The 21,091-nt window shown below is 41.5% G+C and carries 18 protein-coding genes; all 18 read left to right on the forward strand.

Annotation, left to right across the window (positions count from 1 at the left end; all coding sequences use genetic code 11):
* The first annotated feature begins 13 nt into the window (after positions 1 to 13).
* The 18 genes from ACFQ38_RS03575 to hfq all read left to right on the forward strand — a co-directional run bounded on the left by ACFQ38_RS03575 (position 14) and on the right by hfq (position 21,071).
* Entirely contained in the window at positions 14 to 811 is a 798-nt protein-coding gene (locus ACFQ38_RS03575) for a YmfK family protein (protein WP_336822531.1), read from the forward strand.
* 17 nt (positions 812 to 828) lie between these two features.
* On the forward strand, positions 829 to 1,719 hold the full coding sequence (locus ACFQ38_RS03580) for a helix-turn-helix domain-containing protein (protein WP_336822532.1): 891 nt from the start codon (positions 829 to 831) through the stop codon (positions 1,717 to 1,719).
* A gap of 84 nt (positions 1,720 to 1,803) precedes the next feature.
* The gene (gene pgsA / locus ACFQ38_RS03585) at positions 1,804 to 2,382 is read left to right on the forward strand and encodes a CDP-diacylglycerol--glycerol-3-phosphate 3-phosphatidyltransferase (protein WP_336822533.1); all 579 of its coding nucleotides are present in this window, start codon (positions 1,804 to 1,806) and stop codon (positions 2,380 to 2,382) included.
* Positions 2,383 to 2,384: 2 nt separating this feature from the next.
* Positions 2,385 to 3,638, forward strand: a complete 1,254-nt coding sequence (locus ACFQ38_RS03590; RefSeq protein WP_381479804.1) for a competence/damage-inducible protein A — start codon at positions 2,385 to 2,387, stop codon at positions 3,636 to 3,638.
* A gap of 179 nt (positions 3,639 to 3,817) precedes the next feature.
* Complete coding sequence (gene recA, locus ACFQ38_RS03595; RefSeq protein ID WP_336822535.1) at positions 3,818 to 4,882, forward strand: recombinase RecA; 1,065 nt, start codon at positions 3,818 to 3,820, stop codon at positions 4,880 to 4,882.
* 276 nt (positions 4,883 to 5,158) lie between these two features.
* Positions 5,159 to 6,715, forward strand: a complete 1,557-nt coding sequence (gene rny / locus ACFQ38_RS03600) for a ribonuclease Y (RefSeq protein WP_336822536.1) — start codon at positions 5,159 to 5,161, stop codon at positions 6,713 to 6,715.
* Between the two features lie 160 nt (positions 6,716 to 6,875).
* Positions 6,876 to 7,673: a TIGR00282 family metallophosphoesterase gene (locus tag ACFQ38_RS03605; RefSeq protein ID WP_336822537.1), complete on the forward strand. Its 798-nt coding sequence runs from the start codon at positions 6,876 to 6,878 to the stop codon at positions 7,671 to 7,673.
* 88 nt (positions 7,674 to 7,761) lie between these two features.
* Entirely contained in the window at positions 7,762 to 8,031 is a 270-nt protein-coding gene (locus ACFQ38_RS03610) for a stage V sporulation protein S (protein ID WP_207961955.1), read from the forward strand.
* A gap of 359 nt (positions 8,032 to 8,390) precedes the next feature.
* A complete protein-coding gene (miaB, locus tag ACFQ38_RS03615; RefSeq protein WP_336822538.1) occupies positions 8,391 to 9,941 on the forward strand; it encodes a tRNA (N6-isopentenyl adenosine(37)-C2)-methylthiotransferase MiaB in 1,551 nt (516 codons plus the stop codon).
* Positions 9,941 to 10,375, forward strand: a complete 435-nt coding sequence (locus ACFQ38_RS03620) for a RicAFT regulatory complex protein RicA family protein (protein WP_336822539.1) — start codon at positions 9,941 to 9,943, stop codon at positions 10,373 to 10,375. Before miaB ends, ACFQ38_RS03620 begins: the two co-directional genes overlap by 1 nt.
* A gap of 189 nt (positions 10,376 to 10,564) precedes the next feature.
* Positions 10,565 to 11,113: an outer spore coat protein CotE gene (gene cotE / locus ACFQ38_RS03625; protein ID WP_381479823.1), complete on the forward strand. Its 549-nt coding sequence runs from the start codon at positions 10,565 to 10,567 to the stop codon at positions 11,111 to 11,113.
* Positions 11,114 to 11,296: 183 nt separating this feature from the next.
* Positions 11,297 to 13,867 carry a DNA mismatch repair protein MutS gene (mutS, locus tag ACFQ38_RS03630; protein ID WP_381479806.1) on the forward strand — a complete coding sequence of 857 codons (2,571 nt, stop codon included), beginning with the start codon at positions 11,297 to 11,299 and terminating at the stop codon, positions 13,865 to 13,867.
* A gap of 24 nt (positions 13,868 to 13,891) precedes the next feature.
* Positions 13,892 to 15,763 (forward strand): DNA mismatch repair endonuclease MutL, encoded by a 1,872-nt coding sequence (gene mutL / locus ACFQ38_RS03635; protein ID WP_381479807.1) that lies wholly within the window; start codon positions 13,892 to 13,894, stop codon positions 15,761 to 15,763.
* Between the two features lie 28 nt (positions 15,764 to 15,791).
* Complete coding sequence (glpK, locus tag ACFQ38_RS03640; RefSeq protein WP_336822542.1) at positions 15,792 to 17,288, forward strand: glycerol kinase GlpK; 1,497 nt, start codon at positions 15,792 to 15,794, stop codon at positions 17,286 to 17,288.
* Positions 17,289 to 17,302: 14 nt separating this feature from the next.
* On the forward strand, positions 17,303 to 18,937 hold the full coding sequence (locus tag ACFQ38_RS03645; protein WP_381479808.1) for a glycerol-3-phosphate dehydrogenase/oxidase: 1,635 nt from the start codon (positions 17,303 to 17,305) through the stop codon (positions 18,935 to 18,937).
* Positions 18,934 to 19,860 carry an alpha/beta fold hydrolase gene (locus ACFQ38_RS03650; RefSeq protein WP_381479810.1) on the forward strand — a complete coding sequence of 309 codons (927 nt, stop codon included), beginning with the start codon at positions 18,934 to 18,936 and terminating at the stop codon, positions 19,858 to 19,860. Before ACFQ38_RS03645 ends, ACFQ38_RS03650 begins: the two co-directional genes overlap by 4 nt.
* On the forward strand, positions 19,857 to 20,807 hold the full coding sequence (miaA, locus tag ACFQ38_RS03655; RefSeq protein ID WP_381479811.1) for a tRNA (adenosine(37)-N6)-dimethylallyltransferase MiaA: 951 nt from the start codon (positions 19,857 to 19,859) through the stop codon (positions 20,805 to 20,807). Before ACFQ38_RS03650 ends, miaA begins: the two co-directional genes overlap by 4 nt.
* A gap of 39 nt (positions 20,808 to 20,846) precedes the next feature.
* Positions 20,847 to 21,071: an RNA chaperone Hfq gene (gene hfq, locus ACFQ38_RS03660; protein ID WP_336822546.1), complete on the forward strand. Its 225-nt coding sequence runs from the start codon at positions 20,847 to 20,849 to the stop codon at positions 21,069 to 21,071.
* The last annotated feature ends 20 nt before the right edge of the window (positions 21,072 to 21,091 follow it).

Raw genomic sequence — 21,091 nt, forward strand, 5'->3', positions numbered from 1 at the left:
AGGGTGTGTCGACATGGGTGAATGGTACGTTGAATACGAAATTCAAGTGAATCGACCGGGTCTGTTAGGGGATATCGCATCCTTATTAGGCATGTTGCATGTTAACATCGTTACAATCAATGGTGTAGATGGTGGGCATCGAGGCATGTTAGTGCGGACCGAAAACGATGATCAAATCAGGCGTTTTGAATTGATTGCATCCACAATGGAAACGATACAAGTAAAGAAAATCCGTGAACCCAAATTGCGCGACATTTTAGCCGTTAGGCATGGCCGATATATTCAGCGCGATATCGATGATCGAAAGACGTTCAGGTTTCTACGCAGTGAATTAGGAGTTTTAGTTGATTTCATGGCTGAGCTATTTAAGCAGGAAGGCCATAAGCTAATTGGGATCCGTGGTATGCCTCGTGTCGGCAAGACGGAATCTGTCGTCGCAGCAAGTGTTTGTGCAAATAAGAAGTGGATCTTTCTATCTTCAACGATGATTAAGCAAACGGTAAGGAGTAATTTGGCGGGGGACGAGTTCTCCAAAGATAATATTTTCATCTTAGATGGAATAGTAACCCGTAAGGCTGGGGACGAGAGGCATATGCAGCTCGTTCGCGAAATGATGCGGATGCCTTCGATTAAAGTCGTAGAGCACCCGGACATGTTTGTCCAGCATTCAGAATACGACATGGATGATTTTGATTATATTATCGAGTTAAGAACCGATCCAGATCAGGAAATTACATATGAAATGATGGAGAAAAACCATATGATGTCCGATTCGGGCTCGATGGGCGGATTTGGCATGTTCAATTTCTAACAGGCAGGTGATAATAATTGACCGGATTAGGTGCTCGTCTTAAAGAGGCGAGAACAGCAAAAGGATATTCATTAGATGATTTACAATCAATAACTAAAATTCAGAAACGGTACCTTTCCGGTATTGAAAATGAAGACTACAGCATGATGCCAGGAGCGTTCTATGTACGTGCCTTCATAAAGCAATATGCAGAGGCAGTTGAGTTGGATGCTGACGAAATGCTTGCATTGTATAGGGAAACAGCCGTGCACGATCAAATTGAGGAAGAAACGCCTCAAATATCACAACCGATGACAAGAAAACGTGGTTTAAAGACGAACAGTCGTCTAAATGAGGCGATTCCCAAAGTCATTGTCGCACTTTTTATTATCGTCATCATAGTCGTTATGTGGGTTTTATGGCAATACGGTCTATCGAAAAAAACGGGAATGGATGGTGTCATCGAGCCGGATCCCAAAGTTACTATGGATAGCAATGATTCTTCAAGCAAACCGAATCCTGTAATCGATGAAGAGGAAGACAAAGACACGAAAGAACAAGTGGATGATGAGAAACCTGAAGATGATGTAACTCCTGATGAGGAGGAAGTTGAACAATCGCTCACATTTGTAAATACTTCAGGGGAAGACTCAATATATACTTTGTCAGATGCAGATACATTCCAACTTCGTATAGAAACGACGGGCGATTCTTGGATCGGCGTTACCGATGAGTCGAGAAAAGAACGAACTCCAGGCGCTACAGTTTTGACTGCTGGACAGTCTGTCGATTTAGATGTTTCTGACGTGGAATTCGTTAGGATCCGTGTAGGTAGAACGAATAGCACCAATATTTTTGTTAACGACGAGAAATTGGAATATAATTCTAATGCAATTACACAAAATATTATTATTGAATACAAGAAATGAAAATAGTCATCTGAATGGATGACTATTTTCATTCACTGTACATATGAAACTCATTTCACATTGTTTGAAGGATAGGTGAGAAGATTGAATTTACCAAACAAAATCACTGTATCACGAATTCTCCTTATCCCCATTTTTATCATTTTCATGATTGTCGATTTCAAAATGGGGACGTTGTATATTGGCGGCACAGAGCTATCTGTAGAGCATTTAATTGGAGCGCTTCTTTTCATAATTGCAGCAGCTACTGATTGGTTTGATGGTCATTTGGCTAGGAAGCATAATTTGATTACGAATATGGGGAAATTTCTTGATCCGCTTGCTGATAAGTTATTGGTATCAGCCGCATTGGTTATTTTAGTCGAATTAGGCGCTGCACCGTCGTGGGTTGTCATTATAATTATTAGCAGAGAGTTTGCGGTAACGGGCTTGCGTTTAATTTTAGCTGGGGGCGGAGAGGTTGTCGCAGCAAATCAATTAGGCAAAATTAAAACTGCTACTCAATTAGTTGCAATCGCTTCACTCCTTATGAACAATATCTTTTTTGAAGCATTTGGTATACCTTTCGGCTTAATTATGTTGTACATTGCACTATTCTATACAATTTGGTCAGGCATCGATTATTTCTATAAAAATAGACATGTATTATTGGAGTCGATGTAAATATGAAAGCTGAAATTATAGCGGTCGGATCTGAATTGCTATTAGGACAAATTACGAATACGAATGCTACTTTCATTGCAAAGAACTTGGCTGAAGTCGGTATAGATGTTTATTATCATACAGTGGTTGGAGATAATCCAAAAAGGTTGGACGAAGCGATTTCAATTGCTCAGCAACGTGCAGATCTCATTATTTTTTCAGGAGGCCTTGGACCGACGAAAGACGATTTAACAAAAGAGACGATCGCCAAAAGGCTTTCCTCCTCGCTCATAATGGATAGAAAAGCGTTGGGAAATATCGAGGCATATTTTAAACGTACGAAGCGAACGATGACCGAAAATAATAAAAAGCAAGCGCTCATTATAGATGGTGCGACAGTTTTGGAAAATCGCAATGGGATGGCCCCGGGCATGGCAATTGAAAAGGAAGGCAAGCGATATATTTTATTGCCCGGCCCTCCACATGAAATGGAGCCTATGTTTATAAATGAAGCGATTCCTTATATAGTAGGCGCTGTTGGAATACGCGAAGTCATTGCTTCAAAAGTATTAAAGTTTTACGGTATAGGAGAAGCAGAACTTGAACACCGTGTGCAAGACATTATAGAAAGGCAAACAAATCCGACAGTAGCTCCATTAGCTTCAAGAGATGCTGTTACGCTCCGAATTACGGCAAAGGCTAATTCTACAGAAGCGGCGCAAAATTTGATTGCTCCGGTAGAAGCAGAGATTCGTGCACTTGTAGGGGAATTCATCTATGGGATAGATGAAGATACGTTATCTTCGAAAGCGGCAGAATTGCTTTTACAGCAATCCTTAACAATCTCTGCAGCGGAAAGCTTAACCGCTGGCTTATTTATGTCAGAGTTGTCTGAACAGGCAGGTATAAGCGCTTCATTAAAAGGCGGGACAGTCGTTTACAACGAGGAAGAAAAGCAACGTCAATTACACGTTCCAAAAGAACTGATTGAGAAATATGGAGTTGTTAGCAAGGAGTGCGCTGCGGCTCTTGCCCAGCAGGTGAAACTGAAATTTAATTCGGATATTGGTGTTGGGTTGACAGGGGTAGCCGGACCAGATCCTCACGATCAAAAGCCGATGGGTACTGTATGGATCGGCATTGAAACACATAAGGGAGAAGTGAAGACTTTCAAACTTGAGCTTTCGGGTACAAGAAATACTAATCGAAGAAGGGCGGCAAACTTCGCTCTCTACTATTTAATCAAATCAATCTCGGAAAACGAGGGGCAAAAATAATTTTATTTTTGCCCCTTGTTCTCATTTAAACCTACATTTCCTCTTCTATTCTCAATTATATTTACAGTTTCGATAAAAAGTTCGAATGAGCGTTCGCTTTTTGATTGTATATTTCTCATAAAAGGAGTATAGTAGAGACAGGAAGAAAAAGAACATACCTGTTAAGGGAGGAATTATTTTTGAGCGATCGCAAAATAGCTTTGGACCAAGCGTTGAAACAAATTGAAAAGCAATTTGGCAAAGGGTCCGTCATGAAATTGGGGGAAAAGACCGACCGTGAAATCGCCACTTCTTCGTCTGGTTCACTTGCACTTGATGCGGCTTTAGGTGTTGGTGGATACCCGCGAGGAAGAGTTATTGAAATATATGGACCAGAAAGTTCTGGTAAAACAACAGTAGCTTTGCATGCAATTGCAGAAGTGCAAGCCTCTGGAGGACAAGCAGCATTCATTGATGCAGAGCATGCTCTTGACCCTGTTTATGCGCAAAAATTAGGCGTCAATATTGACGAATTGCTATTATCCCAGCCGGATACTGGGGAACAAGCATTGGAAATCGCTGAAGCGTTAGTGCGAAGCGGAGCGATTGATATAATTGTTGTCGACTCTGTTGCGGCACTCGTGCCGAAAGCGGAAATTGAAGGAGAAATGGGTGACGCCCATGTCGGATTGCAAGCTCGTCTAATGTCGCAAGCCTTGCGGAAACTTTCAGGCGCTATTAATAAGTCTAAAACAATTGCTGTATTCATTAACCAAATCCGTGAAAAGGTCGGTGTTATGTTCGGTAATCCTGAAGTAACTCCGGGCGGGCGCGCATTGAAATTCTATTCTTCTGTCCGTTTGGAAGTACGCCGCGGTGAAGCGATTAAGCAGGGCAACGACATCACGGGTAACAAAACGAGAATCCGTGTTGTGAAAAACAAGGTTGCTCCTCCGTTCCGCACGGCAGAAGTTGATATTATGTATGGAGAAGGAATTTCAAAAGAAGGGGAAATTGTCGATTTAGGCGCTGAGCTTGAAGTCGTGCAAAAGAGCGGCGCATGGTACTCTTATGAAGGCGAAAGATTAGGACAGGGCCGTGAGAATGCGAAACAGTTCTTGAAGGAAAATCCGGATATCCGTGCAGAAATTTCAAACAAAATTCGTGATTCTTATGGATTGGCAAGTGCAAACTATGTAATTGCCGGACATGATGAAGATGAAGAAGAAGAAGAGTTGGCTTTATTCTTAGAAGAAGAGAAATAATGATTGAATGAATTGCCGATCTTTCCTTACGGAGGGATCGGCTTTTTTCTACCATTTTTATTCGCTCTATAACTCTTTTTAGAATAATCAGCATGAAGTGACCAAATGTTACCGCTCAAGCGTTCATAGAGCTTTTGAATCCTTGACATGTCAATTTTACATCTATACAATTAGAATTGTATAATTTCACACCAATGAAATCATTATGGCAGTATGTTGAATGTTGATATACGAGCCGACTGAAAACGAAAAGAATAGCAGGAGGAGGTGACAAGGATGCTAAAAATCATCATCTCCGCTTTGCTCGGTCTGATCGTCGGTGCAGTTGTTATCTATTTTGTTATCAAAAAGGTGAATGAATCAAGAGTGACGGGTGCTAAAAACTCTGCAGAACAAATCGTCGAAGATGCGAAACGTGAAGCGGAGGCTTTGAAGAAAGAAGCACTGTTAGAAGCGAAAGATGAAAATCACAAACTGAGAATTGAAGCGGAAGCGGAAATCCGTGAAAGAAGGTCGGAGCTTCAAAAGCAAGAAAATCGACTTTTGCAACGGGAAGAAAATCTTGACCGCAAGGATGATGCTCTCAACAAAAGAGAAGCAGGACTGGAACGCAAAGAAGACGCGCTTTCCAGCAGACAACAGCATATTGAACAGATGGAACGCAAGGCGGAAGAGCTTGTAGCCACGCAACAGACAGAATTGGAAAGAATATCAGCACTTACGAGAGATGAAGCAAAACGAATCATCTTAGACGAAGTAGAATTAGAACTTTCCACTGATATCGCCGTTATGACGAAAGAGTCTGAACAGCGGGCGAAAGAGGAATCCGAAAAGAAAGCACGTGAAATCCTTTCCCTTGCATTACAGCGTTTCGCAGCAGACCATGTCGCAGAAACAACCGTATCCGTTGTAAACTTACCTAACGATGAGATGAAAGGAAGAATTATCGGAAGGGAAGGTCGCAACATCCGGACATTGGAAACATTGACGGGAATTGATCTTATAATAGATGATACTCCAGAAGCTGTTATCCTATCAGGTTTCGATCCGGTCCGCCGGGAAACTGCACGTCTTGCACTTGAAAAGCTTGTTCAAGATGGCAGGATACACCCTGCACGCATAGAAGAAATGGTTGATAAGGCAAGGCGCGAAGTGGACGAATTAATCCGGGAAAAAGGTGAGCAGACGACATTTGATGTCGGTGTCCACAATCTCCATCCGGACTTGATCAAGATCTTGGGTAGATTGCATTTCCGCACAAGTTATGGACAAAATGTCTTGAAACACTCTGTGGAAGTTGCGTATCTTGCAGGACTCTTGGCTGCGGAAGTTGGAGAGGACGTAACTTTGGCGAGACGTGCAGGTTTATTGCATGATATCGGTAAAGCGATCGATCATGAAGTAGAAGGCAGCCACGTCCAAATCGGGGTTGAATTAGCTACGAAATACAAAGAGCATCCTGTCGTCATTAATAGTATTGCATCCCATCACGGCGATGAAGAGGCAACATCAGTCATTGCTGTATTGGTGGCAGCGGCAGATGCCTTATCTGCTGCAAGACCAGGCGCACGTAGTGAAACATTGGAAAACTACATCCGCAGATTGCAAAAACTCGAAGAAATTTCAGAGTCATATGAAGGCGTTGAAAAATCATATGCCATCCAAGCGGGCCGGGAAGTACGGATCATTGTCCGTCCAGACCAGATCGATGACATTACCGCACACAGATTGGCCCGGGATATACGGAAACGGATCGAGGAAGAACTCGATTATCCTGGACATATCAAGGTGACTGTCATTCGTGAAACCCGTGCAGTTGAATACGCGAAATAAGAAAAAATGATCCCTGCTTAGCAAGATAGGGATCATTTTCTTTTGTCTCTCATCAAAACAGGAATCCCATATATTTTATACATACTCAATCCAGTGATAAAATTACAATAGGAATAAATGTACCAAAGTTCAAGATCGAAAAATAGAAAGAGGTATTTCAATGAAAGTTTTATTTATAGGTGATATTGTAGGGTCAATCGGTAGAAATATGTTGTATGACTATTTGCCTCGGTTGAAAAGAAAGTATGCAGCAGATGTTATTATTGCGAATGGGGAGAATGCAGCATCTGGAAGAGGTATTACGAGAGCCATTTTTGACGATCTATTGCGCGCTGGGGTAGACATCGTTACAATGGGCAATCATACTTGGGATCAAAAAGAGATTTACGATTTCATCGATGAAACAGAATACTTAATACGTCCTGCAAATTTTTCTGAAGAAGCCCCGGGAAAAGGCATGACGACGATTACAAAAAACGGCATTACAATGTCCGTAATTAATTTACACGGCCGCACATTTCTTCCTCCCCATGCTGATCCGTTCGAAAAAGCAGATCTTTTAATTGAAGAAGCGAAAAAAATATCGCCTCTTGTGTTTGTTGATTTCCATGCTGAAGCAACGAGCGAAAAAATTGCGATGGGATGGCATTTAGACGGCAAAGCGTCAGTAGTAGTCGGCACACATACACATGTACAAACTGCTGATGAGCGCATTTTGCCGAATGGCACAGCTTACTTAACAGACGCAGGGATGACAGGTCCTTATGATGAAGTATTAGGCATGAAAAAAGAAGACGTCATTTATCGTTTCAAAACGAATATGCCCGTCCGATTTGAAGTGCCAAAAAAAGGCCGTGCGCAGCTAAGCGGCTTAATTGTCGAGATAGATGACCTAAATGGTAAAGCGAAGTCAATTGAACGAATTTTGATTAACGAAGACCATAGATTTGAAGGATGAAGTTGAGTCTAATCAACGCCTCTTTTTCATAGGATGGTCTATGGATATGTTCATTCCATAGACATCGTAAAAATAAGGAGGAAACATGGTGAGTCCATTGAAAGTATCATCCCGCTCGAATCCCAATTCAGTTGCAGGTGCACTCGTAGCCGTCATTCGAGACCAAGGCTACGCTGAAATGCAGGCGGTGGGAGCAGGCGCTTTGAACCAGGCGATCAAAGCAGTAGCAATCGCCCGTGGCTTTGTAGCTCCGAGCGGCGGGGATCTCGTATGCGCCCCCGCATTCACCGATATCCAGATTAACGGAGAAGGTCGTACAGCATTAAAGCTGTTAGTAGAAAAACGCATTCGGCAATAAGAATGCAACAAAAGGACTTCGGCTATTCCGGAGTATCAGACTGTAGACAAAGTATTTTTTTACTTTGTCTACAGTCTTTTTATTTTTTTCATGAATTAGATCTTTGCCCAGCTTGGCTTGAAAACGCTTGCCGGACAAGGAACGAAGGAAAGGCAACAGAAGGCCGCTGCTTCCTGCACAACGGTTGTATGCCCAGCGTCTTGCTGGTCTCAACACCGTATGTGAGTGTTTGTCAACAATTCGGTCACATAGTTGCCGAAATATAAAGAACGTGTTACTACAAAGTCAAAGAGACTTCATGTATAATGAAATCAGTCTGTTCAATTCCCGAGTGTTTTGAAAGAAAGGGGAAAGATCTTATGAATGAAGAACAACGCCTGCAAGCAGGTCTTATAAAGCCGGGCATCGAAAAGCCTGCAAATAAAGTGGAAAAAGACTATAGCAAATATTTTGAAACGGTTTATACTCCACCCTCTTTAAAAGAAGCGAAAAAAAGAGGTAAAGAGGAAATTGCTTATCATGATGATTTCCGAATTGAGGAACGTTTCCTTGGTATGGGAAATGGAAGAAAATTTTACATAAGAACGTACGGCTGTCAAATGAACGAGCATGATACAGAAGTAATGGCCGGCATTTTTATCGGTTTAGGCTATGAACCGACGGATACTGTTGACGATGCAGATGTCATTTTGTTAAACACATGTGCCATCCGTGAAAATGCTGAGAACAAAGTGTTCGGGGAATTAGGTCATTTAAAGCCGTTGAAATTGGAAAAGCCAGATTTGCTCATCGGAGTATGCGGTTGCATGTCTCAAGAAGAATCTGTCGTTAACAAAATTTTGAAAACATATGATCAAGTCGATATGATTTTCGGAACCCATAATATTCATCGCTTGCCGAACATTCTTCATGAAGCATATTTATCGAAAGAAATGGTAGTCGAAGTATGGTCGAAGGAAGGCGATATTATTGAAAATCTTCCAAAAGTGCGACACGGCAATATAAAAGCTTGGGTAAACATTATGTATGGTTGCGATAAGTTCTGTACGTATTGCATCGTCCCGTATACCCGGGGGAAAGAACGAAGCAGACGCCCACATGACATTATCCAAGAAGTGCGTCAGTTAGCAGCCCAAGGCTATAAGGAAATTATGCTGTTAGGCCAAAATGTCAACGCATACGGTAAAGACTTTGAAGACATCGACTACCGTTTAGGTGACTTAATGGACGATCTTCGTAAAATCAATATTCCAAGAATTCGTTTCACGACAAGTCATCCAAGAGATTTTGACGATCATTTAATTGAAGTATTGGCGAAAGGCGGAAATTTGCTCGACCATATTCATTTGCCAGTTCAATCCGGCTCAAGCGACATTTTAAAAATTATGGCACGGAAGTATACCCGTGAATCCTATTTGGAACTTGTACGCAAAATTAAAGCTGCAATACCGAATGTTACGTTAACAACAGATATTATCGTTGGGTTCCCAAATGAGACAGAAGAACAATTTGAAGAAACGATGTCCCTATATAAGGAAGTCGGATTTGAAATGGCTTACACTTATATTTACTCTCCACGGGAAGGAACGCCTGCAGCAAAAATGGTCGATAATATTCCAATGGAAGTGAAAAAGGAAAGACTTCAACGACTCAACGCATTAGTAAATGAAATGTCAGCAGAAGCGATGAAACCATACAAAGGAAAAATCGTGAAAGTATTAGTCGAAGGCGAGAGTAAAAGAAATCCTGAAGTGTTATCTGGATACACTGAGAAAAACAAACTTGTTAATTTTAAAGCTCCGCGATCCGTTATCGGAGAAATAGTAGAGGTAAAAATAACAGAGGCCAAAACATGGTCACTCGACGGCGAATACATTGGCGTCGTAGAAGAGGATAAGGTGATGTCATAATGGAAAAACTATATACAAAAGATGAGATCATTGCTAAAGCGCGAGAAATTGCACATATGATCGCTAACACGGAGCAAGTTGAATTCTTTAAGCGTGCGGAAGCGCAAATCAACGAAAATCAAAAAATCCGTGAAAAAATTGCGAGCTTGAAATCATTGCAAACACAAGCGGTGAATTTCCAAGCATATGAAAAGGAAAGAGCACTTGCAATTATCGAAGGAAAAATAGAAAAAATCCAAGAGGAAATTGATGAAGTTCCAATTGTACAAGAATTCAAGCAATCTCAGGTAGAAGTAAATGATTTGTTGCAATTAGTTTCCACGACGATTGCAAACAGCGTAACAGATGAAATTATTGAATCGACTGGCGGCAACGTTCTTAAAGGCGAAACAGGATCTTACGTTGAAAATACGCAACGTAAATCTTTATCGTAATCATACTACAATATAAAAAGCTCAGAGGATCCCCCCTTCTGAGCTTTTTATGTTGCAAAATTGAAATCATAAATAGTGATATTTGAAACAATTAAATTCATTGCTGTTTTTTTTCACTTTCTGGGCTCTTGTTGCATAGGATAAATAGAAGTCAATGAAGGAGGAAAAAAACTGAAAAACTTACGACAAATTGTTACGAAGGCAGTCATCGCAAAAGGAAAAAAACGGACCGAGTCAACGGTATCCTTAAAGCCGCCGAATAAGCCTTCCAGCATATTGGGTTGCTGGGTCATCAACCATACCCATCAGGCAAAAAAGGTTGGCCGATACATTGAAGTGACCGGGAAGTTCGATGTCAATGTTTGGTATTCCCACCACGATCATTCTAAAACCTCCGTCTATTCGGAATCGGTACCTTACAAAGATCGGATCCGGCTTCATTATCGTGATGAACCGACATCTGGACACGAAGAAATCATTGTCAATGTCGCACAGCATCCAAACTGCACAGAAGCACTTATTTCCGATTGCGGGGAGAAGTTTGTCATTAAAGTAGAAAGGGAATTAATCGCAGAAGTAGTCGGTGAAACGAAAGTTTGCATTTCTGTACATCCACATCATTTTGAAGAGGAATGGCCACTACGAGATGAAAGCTCTTCACATAACCGAGATGAGGAGAAAGATGAGAAGCACCATCATCACGAACAAGGAAGAGACAAAGGATCAGGTCCGTTTTAAGCCGGGAGGAGCAACCGGCTTTTTCTTATCGGCAAAAATGAAATCCTACCATTTTTCACTTTTGGACAATGGAAGTAAAGAAAGATGGAAACAGTGGCGTAATCTGTCTAACCGATTCACTACTTTGATAGGAACGGTTTTGCTATAATAAGAGAAAATAATGAAATGCAGTGAGGTTGGAGCATGACTACATATACACCAATGATACAGCAATATTTGCAAGTAAAAGCCGAATATAAAGACGCCTTCCTTTTTTTCAGGTTAGGTGATTTTTATGAAATGTTTTTTACGGATGCTGTCGAAGCGGCAAATATTTTGGAAATAACATTGACAAGCAGGGACGGCGGTGGAGCGGAAAAAATTCCGATGTGCGGCGTTCCTTTTCATTCAGCTGAAGGATATATTGAAACACTCGTTCGCAAAGGACATAAAGTAGCAATTTGCGAACAGACAGAGGATCCGAAAGTAGCAAAAGGAATCGTTAAGCGAGAGGTTGTAAAAATAATTACACCCGGTACCATTACGGAAGGAAAGAGCATAGATACACGCACAAATCACTTCATCGGAGCGGTCGATCAAATTGAAGCTAATCGTTTCGCTTTATCGTATGTAGATTTATCGACAGGGGAAGGGAAAGTCGAAATCGTTACAGGAGACGAGAGGACGCTAATTAGTGAAGTCGAAGCCCTTTCGATGAGGGAATTAGTCGTGCGTGAGCGGCTTCATATTGTATTGAGCGACAGTATGAGCAAACGAAATATCGTCCTTTCTATCGAAGAAGGAGAAGGGGAGCAACTTTCCGCCGAGCTTACAGAACAGCTGCCCCCTTCCATACGAGAATCCTGTGAAATGCTAATCGCCTATTTGAAAAGGACACAAAAGTCTGCGTTAGATCATTTACAGCCATTTGAGTACATTCAAAAGTCAGGAAAACTGTCAATCGATGCTAACTCTATGAGAAATTTGGAATTGGTCCAATCGATTCGTACGGGAGGCAAGGAAGGAACACTTTACTGGTTGTTGGATGAAACGGTAACCGCAATGGGTGCAAGGAAAATGAAAAGCTATATTCATCAACCACTTTCGAATCAAAATGCAATTGAAGAAAGACTGAATATAGTAGAGGATTTAATTGATGATTATTTCTTAAGGGAAGAGCTAAAAGAAAATTTAAAAGAAGTGTACGATTTAGAGCGTCTGTCGGGTAGGATTTCTATGGGAAGCGCCAGTGGACGGGACCTATCGCAATTAAGAAATTCATTGCGAAAAGTGCCAGCAATCAAACAAGCCCTTCAGCAATCAAAGTCAAGAAACTTAACTCATTTTGCAAATAAGATTGATTGCTGCGAAACCGCACTTGATTTATTAGAGAAATCGATCGCGGAAATGCCTCCCCTTTCTGTGAAAGAAGGAGGAATTATTAAAGATGGTTTCGATGCCCAGTTAGATCAATATAGAGAAGCATCAAAGCATGGGAAAGAATGGCTTGCTGAATTGGAGCAAAATGAACGTCAAAGAACCGGTATTAAAAATTTGAAAATCGGCTATAACCGCATTTTTGGTTATTATATAGAGATAACGAAATCGAATATCCATTTAGCGGATTTGACACGTTATGAGCGCAAGCAGACATTGGCAAATGCAGAACGCTATATTACTCCGGAGCTGAAAGAGAAGGAAGATTTGATCTTGAATGCAGATGCAGCCGGCCAAGAATTGGAATATGCGTTATTCTGTTCAGTTCGGGATGAAATGAAAGCACATATCCGCACAGTGCAGCAGCTATCAAGTGTTCTTTCGGAATTGGATGTCCTTCTATCATTCGCTACAGTATCAGAAAAGTACCAGTTTGTCAGACCAAAATTCCATAAGGGACATGCACTTGAAATAAAAAATGGCAGACATCCTGTAGTGGAAAAAATGATGGATCATTCTTTGTACGTTCCGAATTCTTGTAGTTTGACCGAAGATGGGAATATGCTGTTAATTACCGGTCCAAATATGTCAGGTAAAAGTACATTCATGCGCCAAGTCGCATTAACGGTTATTATGGCCCAAATTGGATGCTTTGTTCCTTGTGAATCAGCATTGTTACCGATAACCGATCAAATTTTCACCCGCATCGGAGCTGCTGATGATTTAGCTTCAGGACAAAGTACTTTCATGATGGAAATGATGGAATCAAGATATGCAATCGCCAACGCAACGGCAAATAGTCTATTGCTGTTCGATGAAATCGGAAGAGGAACCTCGACATATGACGGAATGTCACTGGCACAAGCAATGATGGAATACATCCATGACGAAATCGGTGCGAATACATTATTCAGCACGCACTATCATGAACTGACCCATTTAGATACAGAGCTGAAAAAACTGACCAATGTCCATGTCGCCGCTATCGAACAAGATGGAAAAGTCGTGTTTTTACATAAAGTAATGGCAGGGGCGGCAGATAAAAGCTATGGAATCCACGTCGCTGAATTAGCCAACTTGCCGCAACCGATTATCGAGCGGGCAAAACGACTGCTCGTTACATTCGAAAGTAAAGAATTAGAAGTGATGTCAGACCACGGTGCCGAGCAATTATCATTTTTTGACGGACAAGAACAAATAGTAGAACCATCTGAAACGCAATTGGAAGTCATCAATGAAATCGAACAAATTGATTTAATGAATATGACTCCAATGCAAGCAATGCAAACCATTTATAACTGGAAAATGAAACTGAAAGATAAACAAGAAGTAAAATAATAATTCGGGGAAGGAGGTATTTCAATGGATGTCATTTCCGTAATGGACGATGCGCTATCCAATAAAATAGCGGCAGGAGAAGTAGTGGAAAGACCTGCTTCCATCGTAAAGGAGTTAATAGAGAATTCGATTGATGCGGAGAGCACATCGATCGAAATATCGCTGAAAGAAGCAGGACTAACCTCGATCAGAGTTACGGACAATGGAAAAGGAATGTCGAAAACAGACGCAACACGTGCCTTTGAACGCCATGCAACGAGCAAGCTATCAAATGAACATGATCTTTTCAGAATCCGCACGTTAGGTTTTCGCGGAGAAGCGTTAGCGAGTATCGCCTCCGTTTCAAAAGTGGAATTGTGGACGTCAGATGGAGAACACGAAGGGACGCGGGTCCAAATTGACGGAGGAGCGGTGACAAAGCAAGAACATGCCGCTTTTAGGAAAGGCACTGATATGACAATTTCACAGCTATTCTATAATACTCCTGCAAGGCTAAAATATATGAAAACGATTCAAACCGAATTAGGTCATTCGATAGATATCGTAAACCGATTGGCCCTTAGCCATCCGCATATCGCCTTTAAATTATCCCATCATGATCAAGTCATCTTGCAAACTGCCGGTACAGGCGATCAGCGTCGAGTACTATCGGATATATATGGAATGGCGGTTGCTCGTAAAATGGTCCCATTCCAAGGAGAGAATGCCGATTATGCAATAGATGGCTTCATTACATTGCCGGAAATGACAAGGGCATCCAAAAACTACATTACACTAATTGTGAATGGCAGATGGGTGAAAAGCTATGCTGTCAATCAAGCTGTGTTAGATGGCATGCATACGTATTTGCCAATCGGCAGATACCCCATATCCGTCATTAACGTAACGGCAGATCCTTTTTTAACAGATGTCAATGTTCACCCTGCAAAACAACATATTCGAATGAGTAAAGAGGGGGAGTTGCTGAATCTCATTAAAACGGCTGTCAACGAGGCGATTAAAAAAACGGTCATTATTCCTGATGCAATAAAGCGAGAACCTGCACCAAAAATAATGTCCGAGCAAAGAACGATATGGAACGAAATGAAACAAACAGCACCATCAAACACATTCAGAAGCGCAGCTCCAAAACCGCAGGAAAAGAATGAAGCACTAATCGTTCAAGCGGAAAAGAAATTGGATGAGCGTATGTACAACAATGTAGAACCGGTTATTCAAGAAGAACCGCAGCAAGTGCAGCCGGAATATGTATATGAAGAGAAAGAACCAATAGAAATTGTGCAGGAAGAAATTGAAGAAGAAGCAGCAAATGATTTTCCTTCTTTAGTTCCAGTCGGACAAGTCCATGGAACGTATATTATTGCACAAAATGAAGATGGTTTTTATATGATCGATCAACACGCTGCACAAGAGCGGATAAAATATGAATATTTCAGAGATAAATTGGGTAAAGCGGATGAGAGTGAACGTCAAATGCTAATGATGCCTCTTATTTTCCATTATGCAGGAAATGACAAAGCGATAATTGAAGAGAATATGGAAAAGTTGAATGATGTAGGAGTTTATTTGGAAGAGTTCGGCCCTTCTTCGTATACGGTGAAGGAGCATCCTGTTTGGTTCCCAAAAGGAGAAGAAACTGCAATTATTGAAGAATTGGTCGAGCAAGTGTTGGATGTAAAGAAAATCGATATTGGGAAACTCCGGGAAGAGACAGCAATTATGATGAGCTGCAAAAAGTCCATCAAAGCGAATCACTATTTAACGATTGCCGATATGGAAAGGCTGTTGTCGGATTTATCCAAAGCTGAAAACCCGTATACATGTCCACATGGCAGACCTGTACTCATTCATTTTTCAACATATGAAATTGAAAAGATGTTTAAACGCGTTATGTAAACGCAAAAGGATAGGGAGTGAAGATGGAGTGGGGAAATTTATTCTATCGATTGACCAAGGAACGACAAGCACAAGAGCAATCCTTTTTGATAAAGAAGGAAAAATGGTCCGAACTTCACAACGAGAATTTACTCAATTATTTCCGAAGCCTGGCTGGGTTGAACATAACGCCAATGAAATTTGGGGATCAGTACTGTCTGTTATTGCTTCCGTATTGACAGAAGGAGGCTACCAGCCTGAGGACATTGCAGGCATCGGCATTACTAATCAGCGAGAAACGACGGTCGTTTGGGATAAGCGTACAGGGCAGCCGGTCTATCACGCGATCGTTTGGCAGTCAAGGCAAACACAGCAAATCGTCGATGAATTGCGAGATGGCGGGCATGAAGAAACAATACGCAATAAAACAGGATTGCAACTTGATCCATACTTCTCAGCAACTAAATTAAAATGGATCCTCAGCCATGTGGAAGGCGCGAAAGAAAAAGCTGAAAAAGGCGATTTGCTTTTTGGAACGATCGACTCGTTTTTAATATGGAAATTATCGAATGGCAAAGTCCATGTAACGGATTATTCCAATGCTTCGAGGACAATGCTATTTAATATCCATGAGTTGAAATGGGATAAGGAGCTTTGTGATTTGCTGTCTATACCGATGGGCATGCTTCCCGAAGTCCGCATGTCATCCGAAGTTTATGCCCATACCGATCCGTCAGTATTTTTTGGTGCATCGGTTCCAATTGCTGGTGCGGCGGGGGATCAGCAATGCGCATTATTCGGCCAAGCATGTTTTCAAGAGGGTATGGCTAAAAATACTTATGGAACAGGCTGCTTCATGTTAATGAATACAGGGGAGCAACCTATTCAATCTGAAAATGGTTTATTGACAACGATAGCCTACGGTTTAAATGGGAAAGTAACTTACGCATTGGAAGGTAGTGTGTTCATCGCGGGCTCAGCAATTCAATGGTTACGAGATGGTATGCGAATGTTGCAGCATGCTAAAGACTCAGAAATGTATGCGGAACGCATTCCATCAACTGATGGTGTTTATGTCGTCCCAGCTTTTGTCGGTCTTGGAACCCCTTATTGGGATTCCGATACACGAGGAGCGGTTTTCGGATTGACCCGCGGTACGAAGAAAGAGCATTTCATTCGTGCGACATTAGAATCCTTGGCATACCAGTCGAAAGATGTATTAATGACGATGGAAAAGGATGCAGGAAAGAAAATTGAAGTGTTACGAGTTGATGGTGGCGCGGTTGCCAACTCCTTTCTTATGCAATTTCAAAGCGATCTATTGCAAATTGATGTGGAGCAATCCGCTTATTTGGAAACGACGGCTTTAGGAGCTGCCTATTTAGCTGGCCTTGCTACGAATTTCTATAGTTCGTTGGAAGAAATCCAAGCATTATGGTCCAAGGAAAAAACATACTCTCCTTCGATGGATTGCAGTGTAAGGGATGGACTTTATGCAGGTTGGAAAAAAGCAGTGGAAGCGGCGCGTGTCTTTAAAATGGATTAGAAGGAGGGCGTACAATGTTGTCATCAATTACAAGGCCAAAAGTAAAACAATTTATGCGCGACTACCAATTTGATCTATTGGTGATCGGTGGAGGAATTACCGGGGCAGGAATTGCACTGGATGCCGTTACGAGAGGGCTGTCCGTCGCTTTAATTGATATGCAAGATTTCGCAGCAGGCACTTCCAGCCGATCGACGAAATTAGTTCACGGAGGATTGCGGTACTTGAAGCAGTTCGAATTGAAAATTGTATCCGAAACCGGCAAGGAACGGGATATTGTTTATCATAACGCACTACATGTAACTGAACCTGAACGCATGCTGCTCCCTTTTCATAAAGGAGGCACTTTCGGAAAATTGACGACAGCTGCCGGGTTATTTGTTTACGATAAGTTGGCTGGTGTGAGAAAAGAAGAACGTCGTGAAATGTTGACTGCTGAGGAAACACTTGAAATGGAGCCGTTATTGAAAAGAGAAGGCTTATTAGGCGGCGGGCATTATGTGGAGTATAGAACAGATGACGCACGTTTAACAATTGAAACAATGAAGAAAGCCGTTCAAAAAGGGGCACTCTGTTTAAATTACGCGAAGATGGAGCAATTCAACTATTATAACGGCAAGGTTGTTGGTGCGCTTGTAAAGGATATGCTGAATGGCGAAATGTTTTCAATTGATGCGACAGTTGTCGTCAATGCTTCTGGCCCATGGGTAGATGAAGTACGGAAAAAAGACGAAATGTCCAACGACAAAACTTTGCGTTTGACGAAAGGTGTTCATATCGTTATTGATCGGATAAAATTCCCTTTGCGTCAAGCAGTCTATTTCGATGCGCCTGATGGTAGGATGATCTTCGCCATTCCAAGAGGGAAAAAGGCCTATATCGGAACAACTGACACTTTTTATGATGGCGATCCTGCACGGCCGGTTGCAACTTCCGAGGATATTGACTATTTGCTGGAAGCATTGCGTTATATGTTCCCTTCGACGATAGTGAAGAGAGAAGATGTAGAGTCGACATGGGCGGGAGTTAGGCCGCTAATCTATGAAGAAGGAAAAGATGCTTCCGAAATCTCAAGAAAAGATGAAATTTGGGAAGCGGATACAGGTCTTCTTACAATTGCCGGGGGGAAACTGACAGGCTATCGAAAAATGGCTGAGCATGTTGTTGACCGTATTGTCGATCGTTTTCCATCGCAATCATTTAACCCGTGTGTGACAGAGCAATTACGGTTATCGGGTGGAGAGTTTGACAATGAGGAACATTTCCAAAGTTTCTTGGATAGTAAAACGAATGAGGCCGGACTTTTTTCACTGTCGAAAGAGGAAGGTCGAAAGCTTTCATCTACTTATGGTACGAACGTTGATATTTTATTTAACTATGCACATGCCCTATCCGTGGAAAAATCTGATTTGCCACTTTCATGGAGAGCGGAAATTATGTATGGAATCCACTATGAAGCGGTTGTAACACCAGCAGACTACCTCATTCGCCGAAAAGGTGCATTATATTTTGAAATTGATCATGTAAAGCAATATAAAGAGGCTGTTATCAATTATATGGCAAATCTTCTTTCTTACTCTGAAGAAGAAAAGAAGCGCTATGCAACTGAATTGGATCTCCAAATCCAAATAGCAGAAGGGAAGGAATGAGCGGTCGATTGAATGAAGTCAATATACGAATGTCAGATGGCTGCACCATTCATGCTGTTTGGATGAAACCGAAAAAAGAGCTAATCGGACATGTGCATATTTTTCACGGTATGGCAGAACATATCGGCCGTTATGAGCCATTCATGGAATATTTATGCTCAAACGGTTATGCAGTTTCAGGACATGATCATAGAGGCCATGGACAAACCGCATTAAAAGCTGGAAATTTGGGGCATTTTGGCGATAACATAGGGTTTGATCGTATTGTAGAAGATGGAAATGAAATTATTGAGCATTTTAAAACAATCATCCCTGCAAACCGATTTATTTTATTCGGCCATAGTATGGGGTCATTCATTGCTCGCCGCTATGCACAATTATTCGGAGATAAGTTGGATATGCTTATTTGCTCGGGCACTGGAAATGATCCAAAATGGAGCCGTAAAGCAGGAAAAGCGCTAGCGATGTTGAGAAGGAAAATGAGTGGTGCAGACAAGCCTGATGTACTATTGAATTCGCTCGTCTTTGGCAATTATAGCAAGACTGTTAAAAATGCTGAAACACCATTTGATTGGCTATCAAGAGATAAGGCGTCCATCGGAAAATATATTGAAGACCCGCTTTGCGGCTTCGTGCCAACGACGCAATTTTTCATCAATCTATTTGAAGGAATTGGCACAATCCATATGATGAAAAATATAGAGTATATGCCAAAAGACTTGCCGATTCTTTTATTATCAGGAGAAGATGATCCTGTAGGAGGATTTGGCAAAGGGATATACAAAGTAGCGGATCAATATGATCAAGCAGGATTGAAGGATGTCACTGTCATGCTTTATGCTGGAGGGCGTCATGAAATGCTGCACGAAACGAATCGGCAAGAAGTTTTTGAGTTTACTAAGAAATGGATAGAGAGAAAATGACTACATCACCTTTCGTCATCGCCATAGTCGGTCCGACAGCATCTGGGAAAACGGCATTGAGCGTTGACTTGTCTAAGAGAATTGGCGGAGAAATCATTAATGGAGATGCTATGCAAGTCTATAAAGGACTGAATATCGGCACCGCTAAAATAACTGAAGAAGAAAAACAGGGGGTTCCACATTATCTTTTCGATATAAAAGAGGCGACAGAGGCTTTTTCGGTTGCGGAATATCAAGAGAATGTAAGGTCTGCAATCGATGCAATTCATGTGAAAGGCAAAATACCGATCATCGTCGGAGGAACAGGTTTATATATACAGTCTGTCCTCTATGATTTCCGGTTTACTGAACAAGCATCAGATGAAGAAGTTCGTTTGAATCTGGAACGTCAACTAATTGAGAATGGTCCAGAGGCGTTATATGAGAAATTGCAGGAGGCTGACCCGAAAAGCGCTGAAAAGATCCATCCGAATAATCATAGGCGTCTAATTAGGGCGTTGGAAATCATCGAAGTGACTGGAAAAACGAAAAATGCTCATGAGGATGGCAAAGGTCAGATACCAATCTATGAACACTTTATCGTAGGTCTTGATTTGGAGAGGGCACTTCTTTATGAAAGAATTGATCGCCGGGTCGATGCGATGATGGAAAAAGGTTTATTGGAGGAAGCGAAGGGTTTATGGGATGCCGGTGTCCGGAATGTGCAATCTGTCAAAGCAATTGGCTATAAGGAGCTTCATCAATATTTTGAAGGAACTTTAACAATTGATGAGGCAGTGGCGTTGATTAAAAAGAATACCCGCAATTATGCAAAAAGGCAAATGACCTATTTTCGAAATAAATTGGATGTGCATTGGTTTGATGCATTGACAGATCGTGAAATAATTATTAATGGAATTTTATCAATATTGAAGGATTTTGATCAGAACATCTCGAATAATAGATAAAGAGCAAAAGAATATAGAAGCTACAGGAGGATGGGGTGTATGGCACAAGGAAACATGCAAGAAGTTTTTTTGAATTCATTAAGAAAGAACAATACGTTTGTTACAGTTTTTTTATTGAATGGATTCCAATTGAAAGGGCTCATTAAGTCGTATGACAATTATACCGTCCTGTTAGAGTCGGATGGCAAGCAGCAATTGATTTATAAGCATGCGATTTCAACGTATGTACCAGCAAAACCTGTCACGTTGAAGGACGAGGCGTAATGAGGAAAGGCCGCATTCAA

Source organism: Sporosarcina contaminans (genome assembly GCF_042679045.1).
Classification (GTDB): Bacteria; Bacillota; Bacilli; order Bacillales_A; family Planococcaceae; genus Sporosarcina; species Sporosarcina contaminans.